This window comes from Amazonocrinis nigriterrae CENA67 (assembly GCF_016056305.1).
Classification (GTDB): domain Bacteria; phylum Cyanobacteriota; class Cyanobacteriia; order Cyanobacteriales; family Nostocaceae; genus Amazonocrinis; species Amazonocrinis nigriterrae.
Map to the genome: position 1 here is coordinate 99275 of NZ_JAECZC010000007.1, position 26180 is coordinate 125454.

Genomic DNA, 26180 nt, shown 5'->3' on the forward strand with positions numbered 1-26180 from the left:
AGTTTTATTAATCGCTAATGGAGGCAGGAGGTGAAGCAGTCCCCGTCTTGGCTTCTGCCGAGATGGGGAACTGCACCAAGCCGAAGGGCAGGGGGTAGGAGGCAGAAACTCTCCATCTCTAATTTTGAATCCTGCATTTTGTACCTGACTGTTGCTCGTTGCCCATTCCCTCTCCCAAAGTGAGTTGAAAGGCTTACTCTGCTACCTCAACTTGCCCAGCTATGCAGATATAGCTTTGATATTGATTTGCCAACAGGCATAGCGATACCAAAAGCGATCGCAATTGCCAGAATTACCAACACAGTTGGCTATATGGCTGGGGAGATGGGGTAAGGCTAATTCATTCCCTTGCACCTCTGCTTCCCTGCTCAAGAGCCTATTTTCCAACACAACCTGTTGAACTAGTGGCTGCCGATGGGAATACTAAGTGAGTTCCTATTCACCACGGTATATCTTTGACTATTTATTGTGGTATTTATAGTTTTTCACTCCTTTAGCTTTTAGTATATAAAATGAGGGTTAAATCATTAAAATACTCGCAGTTAATTGGGATAGTAAGCTGCTCGTGGCTGAGATTGTGCAATAGCAAATATACAAGGATTACTGACAAGCCATGTTGAAAGTTGCAGTCGGTCACAGTAATGATCCAAATGCTTCAGCAGCCATTGACGAAGTTATTGAGCAATGTATGCAATCTTTAGGGGGTCAGGTTCCTCAAGCAGGCATTCTCTTTACAGCGATTGACTTCGATCATCCCCTAATTCTAGAACGGATTCAGGATGTCTTTCCCAGCATTGATTTAATCGGGGGTACGACGGATGGGGAAATATCATCAGTGCTGGATTACCAGCAAGATTCTATTACTTTGATGGTATTTTGTTCGGATCAAGTTGAAATTCATGCTGGACTGGGAAGAGGAGTGTCTAAAGATGTCGTTGCAGCCACTCAACAAGCTGTTACTGAGGCACAGAGTAAAAGTAAATTAGCAACCAAGTTGTGTTTGACAGTTCCGGAAAGCCTGACAACTAGCGGCGTGCGGATTTTGGATGGCTTAAAGCAAGCACTGGGCGATCGCACTTTGATTGTCGGAGGTACAGCTGCCGATCAACAGCGGATGCAGCATACATATCAATTTTTCCGTGGCGAGGTTTTGAGTGATTCAGTACCCATTCTGCTATTCTCTGGAGATGTGTTGTTCTCCTGTGGGATGGCAGGGGGTTGGAAAACTATCGGCAAACAAGGAATTGTCACTAAGGTTGATAGCAATATCCTCTATGAAATTGATGGTAAACCTGCTTTAGAGTTTTATCTTCATTATTTGGGTGCGCCTCCTTCAGATGAGTATCCCCTGGCTGTTTATGAACCAAGTGGTCAAAAATATTTTATGAGGGCACCTAATGGTTATGATAACGATACAGGCAGCATTCGCTTTTTCACTGATATTCCCAATCAAGCTCAGGTGCAAATGTTAGAAGCCAGCCGCGAAGAACTTTTGTCAGCATCACAAATTTCATTGCAACAAGCTTTAGACACTTATCCAGGTAATGAACCTACAGCAGCTGTTTTAATTTCCTGTGCGTCTCGGCGTCATCTGTTGGGCACTCGCACTGAAAGAGAATATCAAACTATTAAAAAAAACCTGGCCAAAAATTTACCTTGTTGCGGATTTTATTCCTATGGTGAATTAGCACCACTCACACCAAAGAGTGAAACTTATTTCCACAACGAAACGTTTGTCACGTTATTGTTGGGAGTACAGTAGGAACTATGCAAGCTTTTGACTACGAGAGCAAGTGTCAGGAACTAGAAAAAGAAAATCGTATTCTCAAAAAAAAGTTAGAACGCTCTGCTATTGATCGCAGACGTTTTGAGGAGACAATTGAAAAGAGACAATCGCTATTAACGCGAGCAATTCAGGAGTTACGAGAATCTCAAGAAAAGCTAGAATTACAAAGAATCCAGCTAGAAGAGGCAAAAATTGCAGCTGATAGAGCAAACGTTGCTAAAAGTGAATTTTTAGCCAACATGAGTCACGAATTACGAACACCGCTCAATGGAATTTTGGGATATGTGCAGATTCTAGAACGTTCTCCAACACTGAGCGAGAAAGATCAAAAAGGTGTGAGTGTTATTCATCAGTGTGCTTCCCATCTCCTCACCTTGATTAATGATATTTTGGATTTATCTAAGATAGAAGCTCATAAATTGGAACTCGAACCGACCACATTTGACTTATCCTCCTTTGTGCAAGGAGTTGTGGAAATTTGTCGGGTACGAGCTGAACAAAAAGGAATTACCTTTATTTATGAACCGAATTTTCAACTTCCAAAAGGGATTCATGCAGATGAAAAACGCTTGCGACAAGTTTTGCTCAATTTGTTGGGAAACGCCATCAAGTTCACCGAATGTGGCAGCGTGACGTTTCAAATTCACACTCAGGCGTCGCATTCCCAAGCACAATCCTGGCAGCGGCTACGCTTTGAAGTTATTGATACAGGTGTAGGCATGAGTCCTGACGAGTTAACAAAAATCTTTTTACCCTTTGAACAAGTGGGGAGTACCAAAAAGCAAACAGAGGGAACGGGCTTAGGATTGGCGATTAGCCATAATATTGTCGCCATGATGGGTAGTCAAATTCAGGTACAGAGCCAATTGAATCAAGGTAGTACTTTTTGGTTTGAACTGGAGGTTATGGAAGCGCAAGATTGGGCGATGGCATCCACAACCGCTCAACACGAACAAGCCAGGATTGTAGGCTATGAAGGCATCAAGCGTCGGGTACTCGTGGTGGATGATAAATACGAAAACCGCTCGGTGATTGTTAACTTACTTGAACCCATTGGTTTTGCAGTAATTGAAGCCGAAAATGGCCAAGTGGGACTTGATAAAGCCTTGGAAATGCAGCCTGATGTAGTAATTATAGATTTGGTCATGCCAGTTATGCATGGCTTTGCACTGCTGAAGCATTTGCGACAGTCGCCCCAACTTCAACATGTAGTGGCGATCGCATCCTCTGCAAGTGTCTTTGATGCCGATCAAGATAATAGTTTGAATGGTGGAGCCGATGCTTTTTTGCCCAAACCTGTGCAGGCAGATCTACTTTTGGAACTCATTGCCAAACACCTCAACTTAATATGGGTGTATGACCAAGCTGCAACTGAATCAAAGACGCAGCGATCGCTCTTGAGTAATCCAACGCAAATGGTTCTACCATCTTTGGAGATTCTCAACTATTTATATGAATTAACTCTCGATGGAGAAATTGATGCTGTGTCCGCTGAAGCTCAAAAGCTGAAGTTAGGGCATCCTGAATATGTAGATTTTGCTCAAAAGGTTATCCAAATGGCAGAAGACTGTCAACTCAAACAAATTAAGGATTTACTGAAGCAATCTTTATCTCAAGTGCTGAGTTAGAAGGCAGAAGGTTCAGCAGTCCCCGTCTTGGCTTCGCCGAGATGGGGAACTGCACCAAGCCGAAGGGCAGCAGGCAGAAGGCAGAAGGCAGAAGGCAGCAGGCAGAAGGCAGCAGGCAGCAGGCAGAGTGAAGAATTATTTCTCATCCCCCCATGTTCCTGTCCCCTCATCCCCCATCTCCCTATTCCCCCATCTCCCTCATCTCCCTTATCTCCCTCATCTTCCCCATCTCCTCATCTCCCTGCCTCTTCTATGCACCTCAAACTTCACTGATCATGTCAGACTTTCCTACTACATCAATTCTGTTAGTTGATGACAACCCCACTAATTTGTCGGTACTTAGACAAGCGCTTAAAGAACTTGGGCTGAATGTCCGAATTGCCACAAATGGAGAAGAAGCTCTAGAGCAGGTGCAACGCAAGCAGCCCGATCTGATCTTGCTAGATGTGCAAATGCCAGGGATAGATGGCTTTGAAACCTGCCGCCAACTCAAGTCAAATGTACTCACTCAAGATATCCCGGTAATTTTCATGACTGCTCAGACCGATACCGCCAGCAAAGTCAAAGGGTTATCGGTGGGTGCGGTGGATTATGTCACCAAGCCCTTTGAACAAGAGGAAGTCTTAGCCCGCGTCAAAGTGCATCTGCAACTACGGCATCTTAACTATGCATTGCACCAGACAAATGAAACATTAGAGCAACGGGTCAAAGAACGCACAGCAGCTTTGGAAAAGGTACAAGTCCAATTAGTGCAACAGGAAAAAATGTCAACCTTGGGGCAGTTGGTCGCGGGTGTTGCCCATGAGATTAATAACCCTATAGGCTACATTGCAGGTAATCTTCACCAGACAGCGCTGGTACTGAACGATATCTTGGAACATCTGCGCCTGTACCAAACAACATTTCCTAATCCTGGAGAGATGATTGAGGAACATGCCAGAAATATTGACTTGGAATACTTGCTCAGTGACCTGCCAAAGATGATTGCCTCTATGAAAGCTGGATGCGATCGCATTAAAAATATTAGCACGTCGCTTCGTAGTTTTTCCCGTGCTGACAAAGAGAGTAAAGTGCTTTGCGACATTCACGAAGGTATCGACAGCACGCTTTTGATTTTAAAATATCGCCTCCAAGCCAATGACCAGCGTCCAGACATTGAAGTGATTAAAGAATATGGAGACTTGCCGCTGGTGGAATGCTTTCCTGGTCAGTTAAACCAAGTATTCATGAATATTTTGGCTAATGCCATCGATGCTTTAGAAGAAGGCAATGCTGGACGCAGCTTTGAAGATATTTTAGTCTATCCCAATAAAATCAAAATTATAACACAATTATGTCCAGAGCAGCAAAAGGTTGTGATTAAAATTGCTGACAACGGCATTGGCATGTCTGAGTCGGTGAGACAGCACATTTTTGAACAGTTATTCACCACTAAACCGGTAGGAAAAGGAACGGGTTTAGGGTTAGCGATCGCCCAGCAAATTGTGGTAGAAAAACATGGCGGCGCGATCGATGTTAAGTCTGCGCCTGGTCAAGGAACTGAGTTTATTATCTATTTGAGTTTGAGTAGTTAGATTGTTGACTGATGGCTGTCGGGAAGGTTGGTTTGGGGAAATCTCACGCAAAGGCGCAAAGGCGCAAAGGATGAGGAGGGCGATCGTTTATTCTAGTTCTAGAATTAGCAGACAATAGATTTAAATGCTTTTAATCAAGAAGTTAAGCGGGTTAATTGTAAATGAGTCCAGAACAAGATTTATTAGAAAAGTGGCGACTTTTATCTCCAGATAAACAGCAGCAAGTTTTGGAATTTGTAGAATTTCTCCACCTGAAAACAGTAGACCCACAATTGTTAACCCGTGCTGCTAAAAGCCAGCTTGGTGAGCGTTTGCGTTCTCTGCGTGCCAAAATTGTTGCTTCAGGTGAGGCGTTGTTAAATCAGGAAGAGATAGAGAAAGAAATAGCTAGCCGTCGAGGTGGGTTGCAGGAAGCTAGTAATGAAGATAACTTTTATTGATTCCGGGGTGCTAGTAGCGGCGGCGCGTGGTGTGGGGGATTTATCTGAGAAAGCTTTAGAGATTTTAGAAGACCCTGAACGGGAGTTTGCTTCCAGTGAGTTTGTCCGGCTGGAGGTGCTACCTAAGGCTATTTACAACAAACAAACCGACGAAGCCGAATTTTACGAAACATTTTTTAGCGCTGTCACCTACTGGGCTAGTGATTTGCAACAGGTTGTAGAAAATGCCTACCAAATAGCTGGTCAGTATGGTTTAGCAGCGATGGATGCCCTACACGTAGCGACAGCTTTGCAGGTCGGTGCGTCTTTTTTGGTGACTACAGAGAAGTCTACAAAACCTATGCATCGGATCACGGGCATTACAGTAATTTCTATCTTTGACTAACCCACGCTCTTGGGAAAAACCTAGACTAGATTACATATCAATTTGTATACATGTCAACTTGTTAACAGAAAAAAACTTGGTTAGTGGTAGGGCGTGTCATCAATTAAGAGCTATTTATAAAGTAAATATTAAGTAGGGTGCGTTACGGCTATGCAAGGATTTGAGAGTTTGAGAGAGTAAGGATTAGCCGTAACGCACCGTCTTTGTGATGACTGATGACTGATGGCTGATGACTGATAACTGATGACTGTCGGGAAGGTTGGTTTGAGGAAATATCACGCAGAGGCGCAGAGGCGCAAAGGATGAGGAGGGCTACTTCTTGTGTTAACTCCTAAAATTCAGGCATAAATTCATCATCATTAGTGAAACCAGTATTTATACGGTTTTTATGTTTTTGTAAAAAAAAGAATATGCTATCCTGTCAATATAGGATTTATTACATGGCAATTACTTTTTTTGAGTTACTTAACCCTATCATTAATAAAGAGATCGCTTTCATTTCAAGTCAGTTAGAAATATCTATAGATGAAGTTTATCAACTTATTTTAGATGAAGCTGAACGCAACCAAGTAGAGTGGTACTCTGACAGAGTTCCTAACCTGAACTATGAAGATCCCGCTTGCCGACTTGCCTATCTGTATATTGTTGCTGCTGCTAATGCTAGTACCTTTCAGTACGTTCTAGAATCAGATAAAGATTTGCTTAATTATGTTTTAGGAATTGCGAAAGAGCGTCATGATTTAAAAATTTGTGCCTTCGGTGCTGGGCCAGGTACAGAGCTAATGGGAATGGCAAAGTTTTTTGAAACACAGAAACTTGGAGTTTCTGTCAGTGTGGATTTTCAACTGCTCGACAAGGTTAAGGAATGGGCAAGCTCATGGTACGGTATAAGAGAGCAAGTTAATGAGTCCTTCAAAAATCTGTATGGTACTAATCGCTCGAAATGGCCGATGATTCCATCAGGTAATCTTTTACCTTGTGATGTTACAGATTTGGAGCAATTACCTTATCTTGGGAGTGTATGGAATCAAGATATATATGTATTAAATTTTTTATTGTCTGAAATATTCAATGATAATCCTCGATTGCGCTCATTTTTAAGTCAAGTTACAAAATTTGCACCTACAGGAGCAAGGTTTGTTTTTATAGAAAGACGTGGCCCTATGTGGGAACAACGTATTAAAAATATTGCTACAGAATCAGGATTAACTCTTTCTCCATTCATGGAGTCACGTTGTAATAGATTAGTTGGTGAAGAACCAAGCAAATTAGGTAGCATATATAATGCTATTCAAGAAATTAGAAAGCCGCGTTTGAGTTGGAATGTTGTATACAGTGTTGCCGTTAAGCAATGATCTAAAATAGTGATTGCGTTTGTTTAATGAAATACGATCCAGATACTCAATTAAGCCTAAACCTTTGGCAGGAATCTGCACATACTTCACACTTACAGGTAGACCAGCTTTCTGTTCCTGATGCAGAAATCACACTCTACCATAGCTATTTTACGGTGAAGGAAAGTGATGAAATACTCCAGAGGTTATTTATGGAAGTTAATTGGCGACAAGACAAGATAAAATGCTACGGCAAAGAAATAAACTTACCCAGATTGACTGCATGGTATGGTGACATTGGGAAAAACTATACGTATTCAAAAATTACAATGAATCCAATACCTTGGACACCAGTTTTGTTATGGATAAAAAAGAGAGTTGAAGAAATAGCCCAAGTCTCCTTTAATAGTGTTCTGCTCAATTTTTACCGTGATGGTAAAGATAGTGTTTCTTGGCACTCTGATGATGAGCCAGAATTAGGAAAAGATCCAATTATTTATTCTGTTAGTTTTGGAGGTGAAAGAAAATTTCAACTTAGGCATAAATTTCAAAAAAAACTAGAAAAAATAGAATTCAATTTAACTCATGGGAGTCTTTTGATTATGAAAGGTAAAACACAAGAATATTGGCAGCACCAAATACCTAAAACAACAAAGCTTGTGATGCCAAGAATCAACCTAACATTTAGAATTATCAAGTGTTTAACTTAATCGGTATATCTCAATCCTGCTAATTAGCAATCTCTAATGAGATACTTAAATACCAATATTCGCCGCAAACTTACCCAAATGCTCCTGTCGCCATCTGGCATCTAGTTTGCGATTTGTCTGCAACTCTAAAACCCGAATTCCTGTTGTTGGAAGTGGGTTTAATTTTTCCTGTAACTGCTGCCAAGAAGTAATCAATTCATGCTGTACATTGTAAGTAGCGCATAACTGGGCGAAATCTATATCTTGTGGAGTGCCAAAAAACTCTTCAAAGGGTGGCTCAAATTTGGCGATGGGTAACATTTCAAAAATCCCACCACCGTTGTTATTAATCAACAAAATTGTTAAATGCCCAACAAATTTATTTCTGATTAAAAAACCATTGGTGTCATGCAATAGTGCTAAATCTCCTGTTAACATGACGCTACTTTGATGGCGATGGGCAATTCCTAAAGCTGTGGATAATGTGCCATCGATGCCGTTTGCACCTCGGTTAAAATACGATCGCACTCCTAAGTTATTCGGTTTCCAGAAAAATTCCACATCCCGCACAGGCATACTGTTAGCGATAAACAGCGGCGTTCCTGGTGGTAAAGTCTGGGAAAGCAACCACGCAGCTTTACCTTCAAACAACTCCTCCATTTTCCCAAAGCTGTCGTCAACAGCTTTCCTCACTTGCGTTTCTGCTGCACACCACTTTTGCAAATAGTCAGAGGAAAATCTTACTCCCTCATCCCCCTCATCTCCCTCATCTCCCTCATCTCCCTCATCTCCCCCACAACCCAACTCTTCCACTCCAACACGCAAATGAACAGTCCTCCCGTGCAGAGGGTCGAGGTTTTGGTCGCTAGGGTCAATTACCCAGCGTAGCGGTTGTGTAGCAGTTATCCAGTTACGCAGTTCTTTACTAGTAGGCATTTCACCTACTTGTATTACCATTTCGGGTGTTAACTGCTTTGCTAGTTGCTGATTTCGCAAAATCAGGTCATAGGTGGAAATTAAATAAGGGTTGAGTTTTGCATAATTCCTCACTGGCGAGAGTCCCTCAGCCAACACGGGCCATTTGAGAGTTTGGGAAAGTTGCGCGATCGCTCTACAATATTCCTGTGGCTGCTGCACTTGAGCTACACCAGCTATGATGATACCGCGATCGCATTGTTGCCATGAAAGAGGGAGTGGGGAGTGGGGAGTGGGGAGTGGGGAAGGGTTTGCTATTCCTGCGAGAAAGTGTTCTATATTCAGCTGGGACTGTAAATCACTTAAGTCAATGCCATCGGGAATGGGTGCTAAAGGGTCACGAAAGGGAATATTGAGATGTACTGGGCCTTTGCTGGGTGTTTGTGTTCTCTCCCAGCTATGAATTATTGTTTGTCGCAGATACGCTAACATTCGCATATCTGGAGAAGGTAAAGCTAACTCTGCTTGCCAGTTGGGATAGTTACCGTATAATTTCCACTGGTCTATTGTTTGCCCTGAGTGACAATCTCGCAATTCTTGCGGTCTATCTGTGGTTAATATTAATAGTGGTACGCGACTTTCTTTGGCTTCTATCAACGCTGGGTAAAAGTTCGCCCCAGCGGTTCCAGAGGTACAAACTATGGCAACCGGACGGCCTGTGGCTTTTGCTCTCCCCAAAGCAAAAAAGGCGGCTGAACGTTCATCGAGAATCGAAATCGCTTCAATTTCGGGTATTTGTTGGGCAAAAGCGACTGTTAGAGGGGTGGAACGGGAACCAGGACAAATGACAGCACAACTCAATCCCAACCGTTTTAGTGTTTCCGTTAGAATATAAGCCCAAAGTTGATTCACATTCCTAAAAGCGGTCGGTATCAAATCAAGCATAGCTATTCAGACAATGTTAAATTTTTGATTTTGTATAGGGATCAATTTAAAATCCAAAATGCAAAATTTGCTCTCAATATTTTATGGACTGCATTCATTTGACCGGAATCCGCTGCTATGGTTACACTGGGTATCTGCATGAAGAACAGGTGCTGGGACAATGGTTTGAGGTAGATGTGAAGTTATGGTTGGATATCTCCACTGCTGCCAAGACTGACGCCATCGAAGATACTCTAGATTATCGCAGCGTCATTAGCTTAATACAAAATCTGGTAAAAACATCTAAGTTTTCTCTACTGGAACGGTTAGTAGGTACGATCGCAGATGCTATCCTCACAGAATGCGATCGCGTGACACAAGTTCAACTGACTGTGAGCAAGCCTGCTGCACCCATCCCAGACTTTGGGGGCAAAATTAGCATTGAAGTTACCAGAACTAAATCCAACTTGTAAAGCACATACTTGCTTTCCCCCAAAAAAATCACTCTAGGCAATGGGGTTTTTCATCCTGCTTTGCACTGACTTGATAGCAAAGTACTAAGGAGCCAGTGCGTTGGAAAGACAGCGCCGTGGCTCCTCAGCACTTTGCTATATTTAATACCGTTTTACTTTAAGGTTGATACATCTAGGCCAGCAGAGGGGCAGGGGGGCAGAGGAGCAGAGGAGAAATTATTTGTATCATTTATTTAGTGAAATGGTATAAGCGGACATTATAAACTCCCCTTTTAAAGAATCATAATTTTATTTTTATCTGAATGTAAATAAATAGGTGATTGTGTTGACAGCAAAGTCAGGTTTTTTAATTTTATGTAAATACCGCTGGTTTTTGTAATTTGACAATTAGCTTATTTAGGTAGTTAAAATTAGCTTTTTATTTCTCGTGTTTTTACAGATTTATCATCTAAAACTTCTACAAGTATTTCAAAACTGTATATTAACTGTACAAATTTGAGTAACTAATTTAATGAGCTTCGCTAAATACACAGATTGCCAATTATGATAATTATGAGAGTTGCAATTTAAACAGTATTTTAGCCAAGCAAGTACACCGATAATTTAGAGATTGACTATCATAGAATTATTGACTTTCAGATTGAGTGAACACTGAAAACAATATATTAACCTTAGCAAATAGGTTATTCTAACATGTTCGCCCGTAAAATCCTAGTTGTTGAAGATGAAAAAGTCTTAGCCTTAAATATTAGCGATAGTTTACATAAATTAGGATACAATGTGTCGGAAATAACAGATTCTGGGGAAGAGGCTATAAAAAAAGTTGCGGAGAATCATCCCAATTTAGTATTAATTGATATTTGCTTAGCAGGGGAAATCAATGCGACGCAATTAGCAGAGATTATTGAAAATAATTACCAAACACCTGTGTTATATTTAACTGGGTATTCGCAATATATAAAGTTACAAAACAAACAATTAAGTGAACCTTTTAGTTATATTCTAAAGCCATTCACTGAAACAGATTTGCATGTTGCTGTTGAAATGGCACTTTATAAGGATCAATTCAACAAGAGATTGCAAGAAGAAAAACAGAGAATGGCGGCAATTATTGACAGTATGAACTGTGCAGTAGTTGTCACACATACTAATGGTCGTATCACAATGATGAATCCAATGGCAGAGACCCTTACTGGTTGGAAGCAAGATGAAGCATTTGGAAAAGATTTATCAGAAGTAGTATATTTAGTTGATCAAGATATGGATCAAAAAATTGATAATTTAGCCATACAAGCAATGACAGCAGGTGAAGTTTTGAATTTGCCAGAAAACTGTACGCTGATTGCTAAAGATGGTAAAGAAATACCGATTGGAGATAATGTTGCACCTATTCGTGATAGCAACGGTAATATTACTGGTGCAGTCTTGATATTTCAAGACATTACTCAACGCAAGCAAATGGAGACCCAACTGCTGAGGAATGCTTTTTATGATGGGCTGACAGCATTACCTAATCGTGTTTTATTTTTAGACAGGCTAAAGTTAGCGATAGAACGGAGAAAACGACGTAATGATTACCATTTTGCGGTTTTGTTTTTAGATTTAGATGGATTTAAGGGGATTAATGATCGCTTAGGGCACGGAATGGGGGATGATATTTTAGTAGCGATCGCTCGGAGGTTAGAGTCATGTGTACGCAGTGGCGACACCGTAGGTCGATTTGGTGGTGATGAATTTGCTGTGCTTTTAGAAGAAATTAAAGACGTTAGCGACGCCATTAACGTTGCCAAACGTATTCAAGACACCTTGGGTTTGCCACTTCATCTCAACGGACAAGAAATATGTATCACAGCCAGCATCGGTATTGCATTGAATTGTGCTAATTATAATGAGCCTGAAAGTGTATTACGAGATGCTGATATTGCGCTGTACCGTGCCAAACAGCAAGGCAAAGCGCGTTATGGTGTATTTGATGAAGGCAGTAATTTTTAGTTGCTTTGCCATTGAATAAAATAATTCGTAATTCGTAATTCGTAATTCGTAATTCGTAATTCGTAATTAAGTATTACAACGGTAATTTAGACCCCGCCACAAAACTCGCTGATAACGAAGCAGCAGGCAGAAGGCAAAAGGCAGGAGGTTAAAAGTTAAATTCTTTACCAATTCCCCATGCCCCATGCCCCATGCCCAATGCCCAATGCCCCATGCCCCATGCCCAATTCCCAAATGGAACAAACAGAAAAACAAAAAATGCTGGCTGGCGAGTTATATCTTGCGGATGATCCTGAATTAGCTTCTGAAAGTAAACGTGCTAGTCGTCTTCTACGAATGTACAATGCTACAACAGAAGAACAGCGAGAACAAAGAAGACAAATTTTACAAGAATTGTTTGCCAAGGTAGGCGAAAAAATATCCATTGTGCCACCATTTCATTGCGACTATGGCAGCAATATTTATGCTGGCAATGGATTATATATGAATTATGGGTGTGTGATTTTAGACTGCAATCTAGTTGAAATTGGTGATCATGTTTTATGTGCGCCTTACGTGCAGATTTATACGGCTTATCATCCAACAGATCCAGAAATTCGACTTACTAGTAGAGAACTTGCTGCCCCGATTAAAATTGGCAACAATGTCTGGATTGGTGGTGGTGCAATTATTTGTCCAGGAGTAACAATAGGCGACAATACCACTATTGGTGCTGGCAGTGTAGTTGTCAAAAATATTCCTGCAAATGTCGTAGCCGCCGGCAATCCCTGCCGGATTATTCGGCATTTATCCTCAAGTTGATAGCGGTTTGGCGAGTCAAAACGCTGGGGAAGATGAGGGGGATGAGGAGGATGAGGGAGATGAGGGAGATGAGGAGGATGAGGGAGATGAGGGGGAAATAACTAACTCCTAACTCCTAACTCCTAACTCCTAACTCCTAACTCCTAACTCCTAACTCCTAACTCCTGACTCCTGGTTTAAAACTTGTATCCTCTAGCAAGCCAATAGTGCCAATCTGCGATCGCTTCATTAGTTTCATCATCGGCATCAATGGGTTCTATTTCCGATAACTTGGCAGTAAATATATCTTCATCCTTGCCACCTGGATAAACCACGTCTACATACATATCTTTTAAGCAGTCATCATCTGGTGCCATTCCAAGCACCTCAACTTCTTTTTCCTCAACGGTGCCTGTTTTGCGTGACTTTTTCTTCAGCTTTGCCATAAAGGGTACGTTGAGAGTGTCGTCGAGGTAGTAGTACCAACCCATCGCTCGTTCTTCTTTATCATTATCGGTATCGACAATTATTTCTGTTTCAATGCGATTTTCTCGGTTTTCGTCGCGTTCAACACTAGGCATAGCAAAGAGATTTGGGTATTATGCACCTTGATATGTTATATCCTTTTGGCGAATTCTGTCGATAAATCTTTACTCCACAAAAAAACCACTCTGCTGTCTCACCCAACCCCGAAATGAGCGTATCATGGGTATTTCCCCAATTTTCAGACTTTCTTGCAAAAAGCGAGGAATTTCAGTAGTTAGTGGGAGATTTGCAAAAGTTGGCGACACATCACAAGGGACATACACACCCTCGCGTAATTGGTAGATTTGCATCACAGGTTCGTCATAACGCCAAACTTCCACAATACCCAAAGCAAGATAGATAGGCATTCGGTCAACAGAGGCGCTGGTGTAGTCTACCTCGATTACTAAATCAGGTGGTGGGTCTTGGGTCAAGTCGAGATGCTGCTTATGTCGCATCAAAGGTTCATTCTGGATGTAAAAACTCGAATCTGGTTCTACACCCCGCAGTAAGTCTGGACGTTTGCAAGTTACTGAACCAGTGCTTTTCAGGTTGAGATTGAGTTCCTCCGCTAGATTATCAATCAGCTTCTCTATTAATCTTTTGTTATGCTCATGGGGCATTAAAGGTGTCATAATTTCCAGCGTTCCGTGGTCATAAGCCAGTCGCGTAGCGCGATTATCCCCCATTTCTGCCAGGATGGTTTCAAAGGTCTGCCAACTGATGTTTGGCAGTATGACTCGCTGGGAACTAGTCGCCGCTGTTACTACCATAGGACTTCACCTTGGGTTTTCTACCAAGATATCAAGCATTTGGTTCTTTGTTTGCAGGGTAGGAAAAGGCGATCGCGTGCTAACCCATTCTGCTATCAACAGCCATAAGTGCGATCGCGGCTAGATTTTTGCACATTTTCTTCCACTAGCAATCGTTGAAAGCATAAAATCACTCAATTGGGAATGAAACTTTCAGGTTTTACAAAGTAGGAAAAGTAGGAAAAGTAGGAAAAGCAAAAAAAGTCATAATCTATAAACCATCAATCATAAATCAATTTAAAGATCATATTCAACCATAATTTTTGATTGATTGATGCGTTGTATACAATCTTCATAATTAAATTAAATTTAGCTAGTAAATTTAGTTAATTAAAATAAAATCTTTACGTAATCAAAACGGTTAGTTTTATATGATTAACCCGTTAGTCAAGGAGTATCTATGCGTTTTTCTCAGCTTTTAGTAATTCTTGGTTGCACCATAGCAGCTTTTGGAACAATTGCGCCTCTACGGGCAGAAGCTGCAAAATATCAAGTGCAATCTGGAGTCACCAGCGTCTACCATGACCTGGAAGCTTTCAGACAGATCGGGCTAGATTTGACGGGCACTAATAATACAGTGACGCCAATTAATAGCAATTATATAGTTGGCTTCAACATCGCCCCAACCACCAACTTCACCTTCAGCGATACAAACGGTTTTACTCCGCTTTCAGGTACAATCGAACACACTGGAACTGTTACATTTAACAATCAAGCTACTATTGGGAACTTTTCTGTTGGTTTTGATCCCAAACGTGCCATTAACAATGCCAGTGGACTTTTTTTAAAAGATACATTGTCAGGGCTAATTGTGTTTGATTTAAGCGCACCAGAAACTGTTTCATTGAACAGCAATAATTTAATTCTCGATAAAGTTACACTATTCATTTCTCCTGAGTTAGCTAATAGCAGTATACTAAGCAACTCTAACTTAGCAGGTGAGTTTGGTGGATTTGCACGAATTGACGCTCAAGTTGCCTCAGCGGCAATACCAGAATCAGCAAACACAATAGGATTATTGGCAGTTGGTATGGCTGTATTAACAATTAGGTGTAAAAATCAGATGTAATTTACTAATTTGGGAAAATTACAAGAGACAAATTACTCATCTCTCGTAAATATAGCAATCCTAAATCATTCATGAAAATCCTGCTCTGTTTTATCTGTGTTCTCTACATCTCGGCAGTACCCTGCGGGAAACCCTTCGGGTGACGCTCGCAAGCTCGCTAACGCTGCGCTAACGCAATCGACGGGAACCCTTACGGGTTCGGCAGTTCCTCCACTTGGGGAAACCCCAAGACCGGACTGCCTCACCGCCAAGATTGCGACTCCCTCACCGCTTGTGCGTCTACATTAAAACAACTCATGTTTTCACAAGTTATTTAGGATTGCTATATTTGTTTCACTTGAGTTTGTTAAGGGACTCCCCAATAGTCAATAATCAATAGTCAATAGTCAAAAATCAACTTTTTTGGACTATTGACTATGGAACGCCACTTGCTCCACTTGGGGAAACCCCAAGACCCTTCGGGTTCGGCAGTCCCCCATCGACGGAAACCGCCAAGATGGGGGCTGCCTCACCGCAGTGGCTCCTTTTGACAACCCTAACCTATATTTAGTGTGCCAGTTGCATAAGTCCCACAGATCAAAATCATGTGCATCATCGTCTTCGGCAGCATCAACCTAGATTTAGTAGCGACAGCACCCCGGTTGCCAGTCCCAGGAGAAACATTGCTGGGAGAAGATTTTTTTAAAATACCGGGAGGCAAAGGCGCAAATCAAGCGGTAGCATTAGCACGGTTGGGAATTCCTACCCAGATGGTAGGACGTGTAGGCGCACAAAGTTTTGGTACAGAACTTATTAGTAATTTGCAAGCTGCTGATGTGGGGACTGACAATATTTTTGTAGATGAAACTGTGAGTTCTGGAGTCGCCATCATCACTGTCAGCCATACTAGCGAGAATCAAATTATTGTGATTCCTGGTGCAAATGGACGTGTTAATCAAGAAGATGTCAATCGATTATGCCACTTATTACCAACAGCAAAAGCATTGCTTTTACAATTAGAAATTCCAATTACTGCTGTAGTGGCAGCTGCCCAAGCAGCACGAAGTGCAAATATCAAAGTAATTCTTGACCCCGCACCGGCACAGTCTAACTTACCGAAGGAACTTTACCCTTTAGTGGATATTATTACACCGAACGAAGTTGAAGCAGGGCAATTGGTGGGTTTTGCGGTAGACGGGGAAGAAACAGCAGCAAAGGCAGCTCAAGTTTTATTGCAACGGGGTGTAAAATCTGCGATCGTCAAACTGGGTGCCAAAGGTGTGGTTTGTGCTACAGCTGAGGAAACTTTTTTTGTCCCAGCTTTTCCAGTTCATGCAGTGGATACCGTTGCTGCTGGCGATGCTTTCAATGGTGGCTTAGCAGCAGCACTTTATGCAGGACTTTCTTTACATCAAGCAGTTGTTTGGGGTGCAGCAGCAGGTGCTTTGGCAGCTACAAAACTAGGCGCACAAACTTCCTTGCCTGATAAATTAACATTTGATGCATTTCTTAAAGAAAGGGGAGTAGGGAGTGGGGGAGAAATAATGACTGATGACAACTGACAACTGACAACTAACAACTAACTACTTACCAATATCCTCATTCCAAAGTTCCGGGTTAGATTCAATAAATTCACTCATCATCTGTTGGCATTCGTCAAGATTAAGGTCAATTACTTCCACACCGTGGGATACCATAAATTCTTTAGCACCTGGAAAAGTGCGAGATTCTCCGGCGATGACTTTTTTAATCCCAAATTGCACCACTGCCCCAGCGCACAAATAACACGGCATTAAGGTTGAATATAATGTAGTACCTCTGTAGCTGCCAATTCTACCGGCGTTGCGGAGACAATCGATTTCGGCGTGGGTGACAGGATCGCCATCTTGCACACGCTTGTTGTGTCCTCTGCCGATCAGTTTGCCATCTTTGACAAGAACGGAACCGATGGGAATTCCACCTTCTTGTCTACCTTGTTTGGCTTCTTGAATTGCAGCTTCCATAAATTCGTCCATTTTTTTATCTCCTTGTATGTCAAAACAACTCGTATTAATGGATCACGATGGCGGTGTAGATGATTATCTAGCAACTATGCTGCTGTTGACGATGGATCATATAGAACTTCTCGGTGTTGTCGTCACTCCCGCTGATTGTTATATCCAACCAGCCGTCAGTGCTACACGTAAAATTCTAGATTTGATGGGATTTTCTCATATCCCGGTTGCAGAAAGCACAGTACGCGGTATCAATCCTTTTCCCTATCTTTATCGCCGTGATTCCTTTGTGATTGACCATCTGCCCATTCTCAATCAAAACGAAACTATTACTACGCCTCTGGCAGCAGAAACAGGTCAAGATTTTATGGTAAAAGTATTACGTGAAGCTTCCGAACCAGTCACACTAATGGTGACAGGGCCGTTAACCACCGTTGCAGTAGCGCTAGACAAAGCACCAGATATTGAAGCCAAAATTCAAAAAATTGTCTGGATGGGTGGTGCTTTGAATGTTCCTGGCAATGTGGAGAAAAATTGGGAACCAGGACAAGACGGTTCTGCCGAATGGAATGTTTATTGGGATGCAATTTCAGCGGCGCGGGTATGGGAAACGCAAATTGAAATTATCATGTGTCCCTTAGATTTAACTAACAATGTCCCAGTCACATCAGAGTTAGTGTACAAAATGGGGAGACAACGCCATTATCCTATCTCTGATTTGGCAGGACAATGTTATGCACTGGTTATCCCCCAAGATTATTACTTCTGGGATGTGTTAGCAACGGCTTATTTAGGACATCCAGAATTTTATCAATTGCGCGAATGGGAAACCGAAATTATCACCACTGGCCTGAGTCAGGGACGTACTAAAATTATGCCTGGTGGTCGCAAAATTTACGCGATGGATCAAGTAGATAAAGATGCTTTTTACGCTTACATCTTGCAACAATGGGCGAGGTAAAAAACTAAAAATTTCAAATTTTTCCATTGCTGTAAGATTGAACTGTGAGCATAATTGTGCTATTTTTAGTCATTATTAAATCTCTTTATCAGCTGTGGAAAGTCTGTGCTAAAGAAATACCCACAATTAACACTTAACTATTCGGTGTATGAGTATGGTCAGTCTTTGATAATACATGCAGACTGTTTTGAATGGCTGAGCCTAATTCCTGAGTGCAGCATTCACGCGATCGTTACCGATCCTCCCTATGGAGTTAAGGAATATGACTTTGACCAATTAGAGAAAAAAGAAAATGGTAAAGGAGGAATTTGGAGGATACCACCATCTTTTGATGGAAATATACGTTCTCCTTTGCCACGTTTTACTGCCCTTAATGATAAGGAGAGAGCTAGTTTATATCGTTTCTTTTTGGAATGGGCAAAAGTAGTTATTCGACCTGTATGCCCTGGTGGTCACATATTTATGGCATCTAATACTTTCCTCTCTCAGCTAGTTTTTCAAGCATTGGTAGATGGTGGACTTGAATATAGAGGAACAGTTATTCGGTTAGTAAGAACATTACGTGGAGGAGATAGACCGAAAAACGCTGAAGAAGAATTTGACGGTGTTTGCTCAATGCCTCGTGGATGTTTTGAACCTTGGGGAATATTCCGTAAACCTCTTTTAAAAGGAATGAAGGTTAGTGATTGTCTCAAGGAATTTGGAACTGGGGGTTTAAGAAGAAAGGCTGACGGTAATCCTTTCGAGGATGTTATTGTAAGTGAACGCACTCCTCAAAAAGAACGAATTATTGTAGAGCATCCTAGTTTGAAACCACAATCCTTTTTAAGAAAAATCGTTTATGCGTCTCTTCCATTAGGAAAAGGTATTGTTGTAGATCCTTTCATGGGATCTGGTTCGACGATCGCAGCAGCAGAGGCTGTTGGATATCAGGCAATTGGGATTGAGCGATACAAAGATTACTTTGAAAAAAGCAAAATCGCTATTCCAAAATTGATAATGATACAAACAGAAGATTATCAAACTCTTCTACAAATGTGATGGATCTTCATATATCCAGTTACTTTTCATCTTACGGAAGCCATTTTTATTAACACTTGCTGTAATTGTACGGCGGCTAGTTGAAGAACGACCAGAAAAAGTCCAATCATCCTCGTTGAGTTTAGCTGCATATACCGCTCTAAAAACAAAAGGCTTTGGTTCTACATTCTTGATGCTGTCGCTAGATGTATTGCTATCAAAGCAGAAGACCATAAGCCATACAGCTTCCGGATTATGTCCCTGCCAACCATTCAGATGTCTAGAACCTTTAACTTCTATACCTTGATTTGAATATTGAACTGCATTCTCCGGAAAGGTATTTATTGGAATTAGATCTGGATGACCATTGTGATATTGATTCTTCACAAGGTTACGGCAGTACTTTGGAATACTCATATTCATAAACTCGCCTACAATACTGCTAAAGTTTGCAGGCATCAGAAAGCTTTCTAAACGTGACATATCTTTCGTTTTCAATTGAACATTAATGAAGCCCAGAAAATCGATAAATTCCGTCATAGCTTGATATATATGGTGTGTTTTTAATCCATATGGAAGCTCACAATGAGAATTAAATAATTCTAGATTGACTGGAATGGGTAAGCAAGCTTCCTGTTCTTTATCTATCATTGATCTTGTCTGGTTTTGATTCTAACAATAGCGTTATTCCTATAAAGCACCAAGAACATAAACTAATTATCAGTAATTCAGGAATTTCAAGCCTAATAACAGAGCTGCAACAGTTCCAGCCACTGAAATTTCACCTTGGTGAATTTTATCTAAAATTGACTCTACAGGGATTGATAAAATTTCAATTTCTTCTGTAATATCTAGATTTTGTTCTCCGATTTTAATCACATTTTCTGCTAAAAACAAATGTATTTGGTTTGTATCTTTACTTGGCTTATCATGTAGTGTTGCAATTTTTTTCACTCGGTGGGCAGTATAACCAGTCTCTTCTTGCAGTTCTCTAATAGCTGCTGATTCAGCACTCTCTTTTGATGGGTCAAAACTCCCCGCAGGAAGTTCTATAAAAAAATCTCCGACTGCATGTCTGTATTGGCGGACAAAAATCACTTCTCTGTTGCTAGTAATAGGTAAAATTAGGGCAACTTCTGGTTTAATACAAACAAAGTAATCGTCTATAATTTTGCCATTGGGTAATTCAATCTCGTCTTGTCTTACCTGACACCAACGATGATTTAATACCATTTGTGATTTCAAGGTTTTCCATTTTTTTAATTTATTCATAGATTAATTAGCAAATGATATGTAGCTAAATATTTTGGCAAGAAAATATGAATGTAAAAAAGTATAACAGATACCTCAGATCATCTAGAATTTGAAATTACACTGTTTTTGCTCTAGCCAAAGATTGAGCAGACTTATGCAAGTTGAAGTAGATTTATTCACGGTTAACAAGCGATTCCCCTTGACCATTAGCCGCGGCACCACGGCGCAGACAACGAATGTATGGGTGAGGATTTTGCAGGATGGTCTCGAAGGCTGGGGTGAAGCGTCGCCATTTGGGGTTGGCAATCATTCACAATCAACTGATACAATCAAAAACTGCTTGCAGCAACTCGTACCAGTGTTAGACAAATTCAGCCCTTTACAACGCCAAGAAATTGAACAAGTTTTCATTAAACACCAGGTTCCTTCAGGTGTGAGGGCTGCGCTGGATATTGCTATGCATGACTGGCTGGGTAAGCGTGTGGGATTACCTTTGTGGCAACTGTGGGGACTCGATCGCAATGTCATAGTACCAACTTCAGTCACAATTGGCATTAATTCGCCAGAAGTAGCCAAAGCAAGGGTGCGGGACTGGTTGCAACATCTCGATGTTCGCCTTTTGAAGGTAAAGTTAGGCAGTCCCGATGGCATCGAAGCAGATCGCAAAATGCTACTAGCAGTCAAAGAAGAAGCACCAAATCTCGAATTGTTCGTAGATGCTAACGGCGGGTGGAGTTTGACAGATGCCATTGAAATGTGCAATTGGTTAGCCGATTTAGGTATAAAGTATGTAGAACAGCCACTACTACGAGGACAGGAAAAGAGTTTAGCAGAACTCAAGGAGCGATCGCCCCTACCAATCTTTGTAGATGAAAGTTGCTTTACCAGTTCCGATATTCCCCATCTGGCAAACTACGTGGATGGTATCAATATCAAACTCATGAAATCAGGGGGCCTAACCGAGGCAATGCGGATGGTACATACAGCACGGGCCTGTGGGTTGCAAGTGATGTTCGGCTGCTATTCTGACAGTTCGCTGTCCAATACAGCAGCAGCACAACTAGCACCACTGGCTGATTATTTAGATTTAGACAGTCACCTCAACTTAACCGATGACCCCTTTACAGGTGCATTGGTTAAAGAGGGGAGAGTGTTACCAAACGATTTACCAGGCTTGGGGGTGCAATACAGTGCGTCTGCCACTTAATCAAAAAGTAGCTATCTTGCTGCATGAGGGATGTAATGGAACTCATGGCAAAACCGGACTGGCGATTTTACGCTATAGTGAGGCTCCAATTGTAGCAGTAATCGATCGCGAGTCCGCCGGTAAATCCTTAAGTGAAATCACAGGTCTGAAGCGTGATGTACCGATTGTAGCATCGGTAGCAGCAGCGCTAGAGTATAAACCTGAAGTTTTAGTCATTGGCATTGCCCCCAAAGGTGGTGCTGTGCCAGATGATTACTGGCTGGACATTAAAAACGCACTCGAAGCCGGAATGTCCTTGGTAAACGGTTTGCACACACCGTTAGCAAACATGCCAGAGTTAAACGCACTGCTAAAACCAGGGCAATTAATTTGGGATGTACGTAAAGAACCACCTAATTTAGAAGTTGCTGAAGCAAAGGCACGTAGCCTTCCCTGTCGGCGAGTGTTGACTGTGGGAACAGACATGGCTATCGGCAAAATGTCAACTAGCCTAGAGTTACATTGGGCATCACGCTTGCGGGGCTGGCGTTCTAAGTTTATAGCTACAGGTCAAACTGGTGTGATGTTAGAAGGTGACGGTGTGGCCTTGGATGCTGTGCGGGTAGACTTTGCCGCTGGTGCTGTAGAACAGGCGGTATTGCGTTATGGTAAAAATTACGACATCCTGCACATTGAAGGGCAAGGTTCGCTGCTGCATCCTGGCTCAACTGCAACCTTGCCCCTGCTTCGAGGTTCCCAACCAACACAACTGGTATTAGTACATCGGGCAGGACAAAGCCATGTGCGTAATTATCCTTATGTACCAATTCCACCATTACCAAAGGTAATTCAGCTGTATGAAACTGTCGCTAGTGCAGGCGGAGCCTTTGGAACTGTGCCTGTAGTGGCTGTAGCGCTAAATACTGCTCATCTAGATGAAATTGCGGCTAAAGAAGCGATCGCCCAAACAACAGCAGAAACCGGGCTACCCTGTACCGATGCAGTGCGCTTTGGTGCTGGGGTACTGTTAGATGCAGTGCTGAAGAGTTAGGCTAAGTATTACTTACCAAGGAATAGCAGGAACTTGAAAGCCTAATAAATTGATAAACTCGCTGGTGACAGTGGGTTTATCTGCATATTATTTCAAAAAACTATTCTGGTGGGCGTCCTGGTAGATCAAGATAGCGAGTCAGCCATAACGCTTCTTTATTTTTTCGTTCCACATAAGCAATTACTGTGAACTCTCCCCAAATATTCAACCACAGTTCAAATTGATTCTGATAGGACTCAGTAGCAATAATTTGTTTTTTAAAAGAGTCATGCAAGCGATATGTAACACGAACGCAATCATTAAAATCAACTTCTGAATAGGCCTCTAGCCAAACCTTAACCCGATAAAGCCCATATTTTTCTAAAGTTCTGGGTACAATTACCTCAGATGTATGAATTAGATAGACACTCTCAGAAATCCCAGTAGAGTTTTTTTGATAATTGAGAACTTTTTCGTTAATATCTTCAGGAACATTAATACCACTCACGCCTTCTGAAGTTACACTCGTTACCTGTGGATTTTTTATAGCTAATGGTGCATCTAGCACCACAAAATTTCCGAATGTAACTGGAGAACCATCTTGAATTCTGGTGATAAAAGCATTAAATAATCCACTAATTTGTTGGCTAAAGTTTTTATTAATATATCTGATTATAAAAACCCAAAAGGCTAACCAAACTATGGTTTGCCAGAAGGGAACCCAACTTGCACCTAGCAGGTTTACTCCTTCCTGTTGCTGTTTTGGAATTGGCGATTGCAATGGTTCAGAGGTTTGTGCAATATAAATATTCGGAAAATTATTTATTTTCATTATGGTGCTAAACTTGATAAACTCACAGTCAAGCTTATCATCAACAATTAACAATTAAATAAGTAAAAGCAAAAGCGATCGCTCAAATAACTCTAGCTTGCAGAAGACGTTTCTCCAAGGTGCGAAGCTGAGAATTGATATCCTCAATTTTAGGATGTGTCGGAGAGTATTTAGTCTCTAATTGGTCAGTAGGGGAAGCAGGGGAAGCAAGGGGAGCAGGGGAGGAAGAATTTCACAATCGTCTTTGCTCTCAGAATTGAATAATTTAATTTTTGGAAGTCCCATAAAGAACCACTCAAACACCTGTTGATTGGTTCGCCCAAAGCTGTAACCAGCACAATTCACTGCTTGCAGGTGATTGACTATGCAGATGTAGGTAACTGGAGTCCTCTGCTACCAAGCTCCAACCCTGGCGAGGTGATGAGCATTTTGAACAGACCCATTGTGGTGCAATAGCCTCTGCTACCAAACGCGCAATTAATACCCCCAACTAACTGGGGGTTATTTTTCTAGCAATCAAGCTCAAAAAACTGCTTTTTTGCAGGCTAAAGCAGATTCTCATCTTTGATAAGACATTTTTATTGTTAGTATCAATCTTTTTTTGTCAAGTCCTATTGACCTTTAGTAACAATATTGTTAAATTTAGTTACATAAGTTAACAAACAAAAGAAAAAACTATGTATACCACTGTTAATGAAGATGGCGTTCTCAACAACTACGCAACCGAACCCAAAATGTATTACGCTGATTACCCTGCTATTTGGCAACAACGTAAATACGTCATCCAAGGTGTTTTTGCTTCTTTAATTGTCACCACTCTAGTTTTAGTTGCTTTGAGTGTTAGCTAAAATTTTCTGACTTCTATATCGCTGTATCTCATCGTCATTCCTACCTCGATCTTTTACCTCGGCCAGTTTCGCCGGGGTTTTTTGTGTTTGAACGCTCCAAAAATTTGGCAAAATCAAACAATCTTTCCCAATACTCCATTCCCAATTCCCAATTTCCTATTCCCCAACCTTTGGTTAAGCACTAGTCGGATGCAGGCGATCGCTTATAAAAAATCTCACGGGAGCTTGGAACGAGCGTGGCTTTAGCCCCAGCAGGAAAAGCGACTCGGCAGACTTTAGTCTGCTGTGTCCCTGTATTGATTAAATCAGATTTTCGCTGTAAAATATCAACTATAGCGAAAATGGATTATGTACCTGACGCAAAAGAACCAAATCAGAGAACTGAATAAGACTGAATTTGTTGCTTTGCGCGAGTTGTGCCGACTGAGCAAGAACCTGTATAACGTAGGTTTGTACACAGTGCGGCAATACTTTTTTCAGGAGCGTAAGCACTTGCGCTATGAGGGAGCATACCATCTGTGCAAGACGAATGAGAATTATAAATTTCTCAATACAGATATTGCACAGCAAACGTTGAAGGTAGTAGACAGAACTTTTAAAAGCTTCTACGGGTTGATAAGTGCGGTGAAAAATGGAAGTTATCAGCAAAAAGTGAAACTTCCTAATTACCTGCCGGCATACGGTTATTTTTTGCTGATAATTCCCAGAATTGTTGTTAAGGATGGGAAATTTAGAGTTCCAATGTCCAATGCTTTTAAAAAGCAGTTTGGCGAAGTTTGGATTCCCTTCCCAAAAAGACTTAACATTGAAACGATTAAGGAAGTAAGGATTCACCCAAAATATAATGCTAGATATTTTGAGGTTGAATTTATCAGCGAAGTTGAGACAGAACCAGTAGAACTTAAAAGAGATCGCTCTATTAGTATTGATTTGGGAGTCGATAATCTCGCAGCTTGTGTTGATACCAATGGGGCATCCTACTTAGTGGATGGTAAACCAATTAAATCTATTAACCAGTGGTTCAACAAGCGTAATGCTTACCTGCAATCCATTAAGGACAAGCAAGGAATTAAGAGTATCACTAATCAACAAGTGAAGCTGACAGCAAAACGCAATAATCAAGTTAGAGATTACCTGAACAAAACAGCAAGATTTATTATTAACCACTGCATCAACAACAAGATTGCTAACTTGATTGTTGGGTACAATCCTGGCATCAAGCAGGAAATTAATATTGGTGGACGCAACAACCAAAACTTTGTCCAAATACCTTTTCACAGTTTGCGCTATAAGTTGAAAGCAATGTGTGAAAGATACGGGTTGAATTATACTGAACAGGAAGAATCTTACACCAGTAAAGCAAGCGCGATTGATGGTGATGAAATACCTGTCTATAATGCCGACAATCCCAAAGAATACCAATTTTCTGGTAAACGAATTAAACGCGGATTGTACAGGACAAAAGATGGACATTTGGTTAACGCGGATCTAAATGGTTCGCTGAATATCAGAAGAAAAAGTAAGCACAATGGTTTTACCGGAGTGTCTAGAGGGTCTTTGACCGCCCCAAGAAGGATTAATCTTCTTAAATTGGAGAAGTGGAGAATGGTGGCTTTAGCTCCATTCGGAACAACTTCTTAAAATCCCCTGACTTTCCGAATAAATGAGCGCTCGCGTTATTTATTCAGTCAGGAGAGTGTCAAAACATTTAAACAAAGAGCCTGTTGCATAATTGGATCTGAGCATGAAA

General features: G+C 41.3%; 26 protein-coding genes. 18 read left to right on the forward strand and 8 right to left on the reverse strand.

Annotation, left to right across the window (positions count from 1 at the left end; translation table 11 throughout):
- Positions 1-219 precede the first annotated feature (219 nt).
- Entirely contained in the window at positions 220-387 is a 168-nt protein-coding gene (locus I8748_RS05675; protein ID WP_214662440.1) for a hypothetical protein, read from the reverse strand.
- A gap of 226 nt (positions 388-613) precedes the next feature.
- Between I8748_RS05675 and I8748_RS05680 the strand changes: the two genes are divergently transcribed.
- From I8748_RS05680 to I8748_RS05710, 7 genes are all read left to right on the forward strand, one after another.
- Entirely contained in the window at positions 614-1762 is a 1149-nt protein-coding gene (locus tag I8748_RS05680) for an FIST signal transduction protein (RefSeq protein ID WP_198123687.1), read from the forward strand.
- Between the two features lie 5 nt (positions 1763-1767).
- A complete protein-coding gene (locus tag I8748_RS05685; protein ID WP_198123688.1) occupies positions 1768-3414 on the forward strand; it encodes an ATP-binding protein in 1647 nt (548 codons plus the stop codon).
- Between the two features lie 275 nt (positions 3415-3689).
- The gene (locus I8748_RS05690) at positions 3690-4988 is read left to right on the forward strand and encodes a sensor histidine kinase (protein WP_198123689.1); all 1299 of its coding nucleotides are present in this window, start codon (positions 3690-3692) and stop codon (positions 4986-4988) included.
- Between the two features lie 161 nt (positions 4989-5149).
- A complete protein-coding gene (locus tag I8748_RS05695) occupies positions 5150-5428 on the forward strand; it encodes a hypothetical protein (RefSeq protein ID WP_198123690.1) in 279 nt (92 codons plus the stop codon).
- The gene (locus tag I8748_RS05700; protein WP_198123691.1) at positions 5409-5813 is read left to right on the forward strand and encodes a type II toxin-antitoxin system VapC family toxin; all 405 of its coding nucleotides are present in this window, start codon (positions 5409-5411) and stop codon (positions 5811-5813) included. Before I8748_RS05695 ends, I8748_RS05700 begins: the two co-directional genes overlap by 20 nt.
- Positions 5814-6253: 440 nt before the next feature.
- Positions 6254-7168 (forward strand): hypothetical protein, encoded by a 915-nt coding sequence (locus I8748_RS05705; RefSeq protein WP_198123692.1) that lies wholly within the window; start codon positions 6254-6256, stop codon positions 7166-7168.
- 26 nt (positions 7169-7194) lie between these two features.
- Complete coding sequence (locus tag I8748_RS05710; protein WP_198123693.1) at positions 7195-7857, forward strand: alpha-ketoglutarate-dependent dioxygenase AlkB family protein; 663 nt, start codon at positions 7195-7197, stop codon at positions 7855-7857.
- 45 nt (positions 7858-7902) lie between these two features.
- On the opposite strand, the gene menD is transcribed toward I8748_RS05710, so the two are convergent.
- Complete coding sequence (gene menD, locus I8748_RS05715; protein WP_198123694.1) at positions 7903-9696, reverse strand: 2-succinyl-5-enolpyruvyl-6-hydroxy-3-cyclohexene-1-carboxylic-acid synthase; 1794 nt, start codon at positions 9694-9696, stop codon at positions 7903-7905.
- An 83-nt stretch (positions 9697-9779) separates the two neighbouring features.
- Between menD and folB the strand changes: the two genes are divergently transcribed.
- The 3 genes from folB to I8748_RS05730 all read left to right on the forward strand — a co-directional run bounded on the left by folB (position 9780) and on the right by I8748_RS05730 (position 12941).
- Positions 9780-10148: a dihydroneopterin aldolase gene (gene folB, locus I8748_RS05720; RefSeq protein WP_198123695.1), complete on the forward strand. Its 369-nt coding sequence runs from the start codon at positions 9780-9782 to the stop codon at positions 10146-10148.
- A gap of 693 nt (positions 10149-10841) precedes the next feature.
- Complete coding sequence (locus tag I8748_RS05725) at positions 10842-12140, forward strand: diguanylate cyclase domain-containing protein (RefSeq protein WP_198123696.1); 1299 nt, start codon at positions 10842-10844, stop codon at positions 12138-12140.
- Positions 12141-12374: 234 nt separating this feature from the next.
- Positions 12375-12941: a sugar O-acetyltransferase gene (locus I8748_RS05730; RefSeq protein WP_198123697.1), complete on the forward strand. Its 567-nt coding sequence runs from the start codon at positions 12375-12377 to the stop codon at positions 12939-12941.
- Between the two features lie 176 nt (positions 12942-13117).
- On the opposite strand, the gene I8748_RS05735 is transcribed toward I8748_RS05730, so the two are convergent.
- Both I8748_RS05735 and I8748_RS05740 read right to left on the reverse strand, forming a co-directional pair.
- Complete coding sequence (locus I8748_RS05735; RefSeq protein WP_198123698.1) at positions 13118-13501, reverse strand: calcium-binding protein; 384 nt, start codon at positions 13499-13501, stop codon at positions 13118-13120.
- A 69-nt stretch (positions 13502-13570) separates the two neighbouring features.
- Positions 13571-14218, reverse strand: a complete 648-nt coding sequence (locus tag I8748_RS05740; RefSeq protein ID WP_198123699.1) for a Uma2 family endonuclease — start codon at positions 14216-14218, stop codon at positions 13571-13573.
- Between the two features lie 439 nt (positions 14219-14657).
- On the opposite strand from I8748_RS05740, the gene I8748_RS05745 reads away from it, so the two are divergent.
- Positions 14658-15326, forward strand: coding sequence for a hypothetical protein (locus I8748_RS05745; RefSeq protein WP_198123700.1), 669 nt, complete (start codon positions 14658-14660; stop codon positions 15324-15326).
- A 584-nt stretch (positions 15327-15910) separates the two neighbouring features.
- Entirely contained in the window at positions 15911-16867 is a 957-nt protein-coding gene (rbsK, locus tag I8748_RS05750; RefSeq protein WP_198123701.1) for a ribokinase, read from the forward strand.
- A 21-nt stretch (positions 16868-16888) separates the two neighbouring features.
- Here the strand turns inward: rbsK and I8748_RS05755 are convergent, their stop codons facing one another.
- On the reverse strand, positions 16889-17320 hold the full coding sequence (locus I8748_RS05755; RefSeq protein WP_096553528.1) for a nucleoside deaminase: 432 nt from the start codon (positions 17318-17320) through the stop codon (positions 16889-16891).
- 16 nt (positions 17321-17336) lie between these two features.
- Between I8748_RS05755 and I8748_RS05760 the strand changes: the two genes are divergently transcribed.
- Entirely contained in the window at positions 17337-18260 is a 924-nt protein-coding gene (locus I8748_RS05760; protein WP_198123702.1) for a nucleoside hydrolase, read from the forward strand.
- 105 nt (positions 18261-18365) lie between these two features.
- On the forward strand, positions 18366-19301 hold the full coding sequence (locus tag I8748_RS36010; RefSeq protein WP_198123703.1) for a DNA-methyltransferase: 936 nt from the start codon (positions 18366-18368) through the stop codon (positions 19299-19301).
- Here the strand turns inward: I8748_RS36010 and I8748_RS05770 are convergent.
- Positions 19290-19931 (reverse strand): hypothetical protein, encoded by a 642-nt coding sequence (locus tag I8748_RS05770; RefSeq protein ID WP_198123704.1) that lies wholly within the window; start codon positions 19929-19931, stop codon positions 19290-19292. The genes I8748_RS36010 and I8748_RS05770 overlap by 12 nt on opposite strands.
- Before the next feature lie 69 nt (positions 19932-20000).
- Positions 20001-20552 carry an NUDIX hydrolase gene (locus tag I8748_RS05775; RefSeq protein WP_198123705.1) on the reverse strand — a complete coding sequence of 184 codons (552 nt, stop codon included), beginning with the start codon at positions 20550-20552 and terminating at the stop codon, positions 20001-20003.
- Between the two features lie 136 nt (positions 20553-20688).
- On the opposite strand from I8748_RS05775, the gene I8748_RS05780 reads away from it, so the two are divergent.
- Together I8748_RS05780 and I8748_RS05785 are read left to right on the forward strand one after the other, a co-directional pair.
- Entirely contained in the window at positions 20689-21741 is a 1053-nt protein-coding gene (locus I8748_RS05780) for a dipeptide epimerase (protein ID WP_198123706.1), read from the forward strand.
- Complete coding sequence (locus tag I8748_RS05785) at positions 21725-22771, forward strand: DUF1611 domain-containing protein (protein ID WP_198123707.1); 1047 nt, start codon at positions 21725-21727, stop codon at positions 22769-22771. The genes I8748_RS05780 and I8748_RS05785 overlap by 17 nt, the downstream gene beginning before the upstream one ends.
- Before the next feature lie 100 nt (positions 22772-22871).
- Here the strand turns inward: I8748_RS05785 and I8748_RS05790 are convergent, their stop codons facing one another.
- Positions 22872-23582: a pYEATS domain-containing protein gene (locus tag I8748_RS05790; protein ID WP_198123708.1), complete on the reverse strand. Its 711-nt coding sequence runs from the start codon at positions 23580-23582 to the stop codon at positions 22872-22874.
- A gap of 677 nt (positions 23583-24259) precedes the next feature.
- Between I8748_RS05790 and psb34 the strand changes: the two genes are divergently transcribed.
- Positions 24260-24430 carry a photosystem II assembly protein Psb34 gene (gene psb34 / locus I8748_RS05795; protein WP_198123709.1) on the forward strand — a complete coding sequence of 57 codons (171 nt, stop codon included), beginning with the start codon at positions 24260-24262 and terminating at the stop codon, positions 24428-24430.
- A gap of 348 nt (positions 24431-24778) precedes the next feature.
- A complete protein-coding gene (locus tag I8748_RS05800; protein ID WP_198123710.1) occupies positions 24779-26071 on the forward strand; it encodes an RNA-guided endonuclease InsQ/TnpB family protein in 1293 nt (430 codons plus the stop codon).
- The last annotated feature ends 109 nt before the right edge of the window (positions 26072-26180 follow it).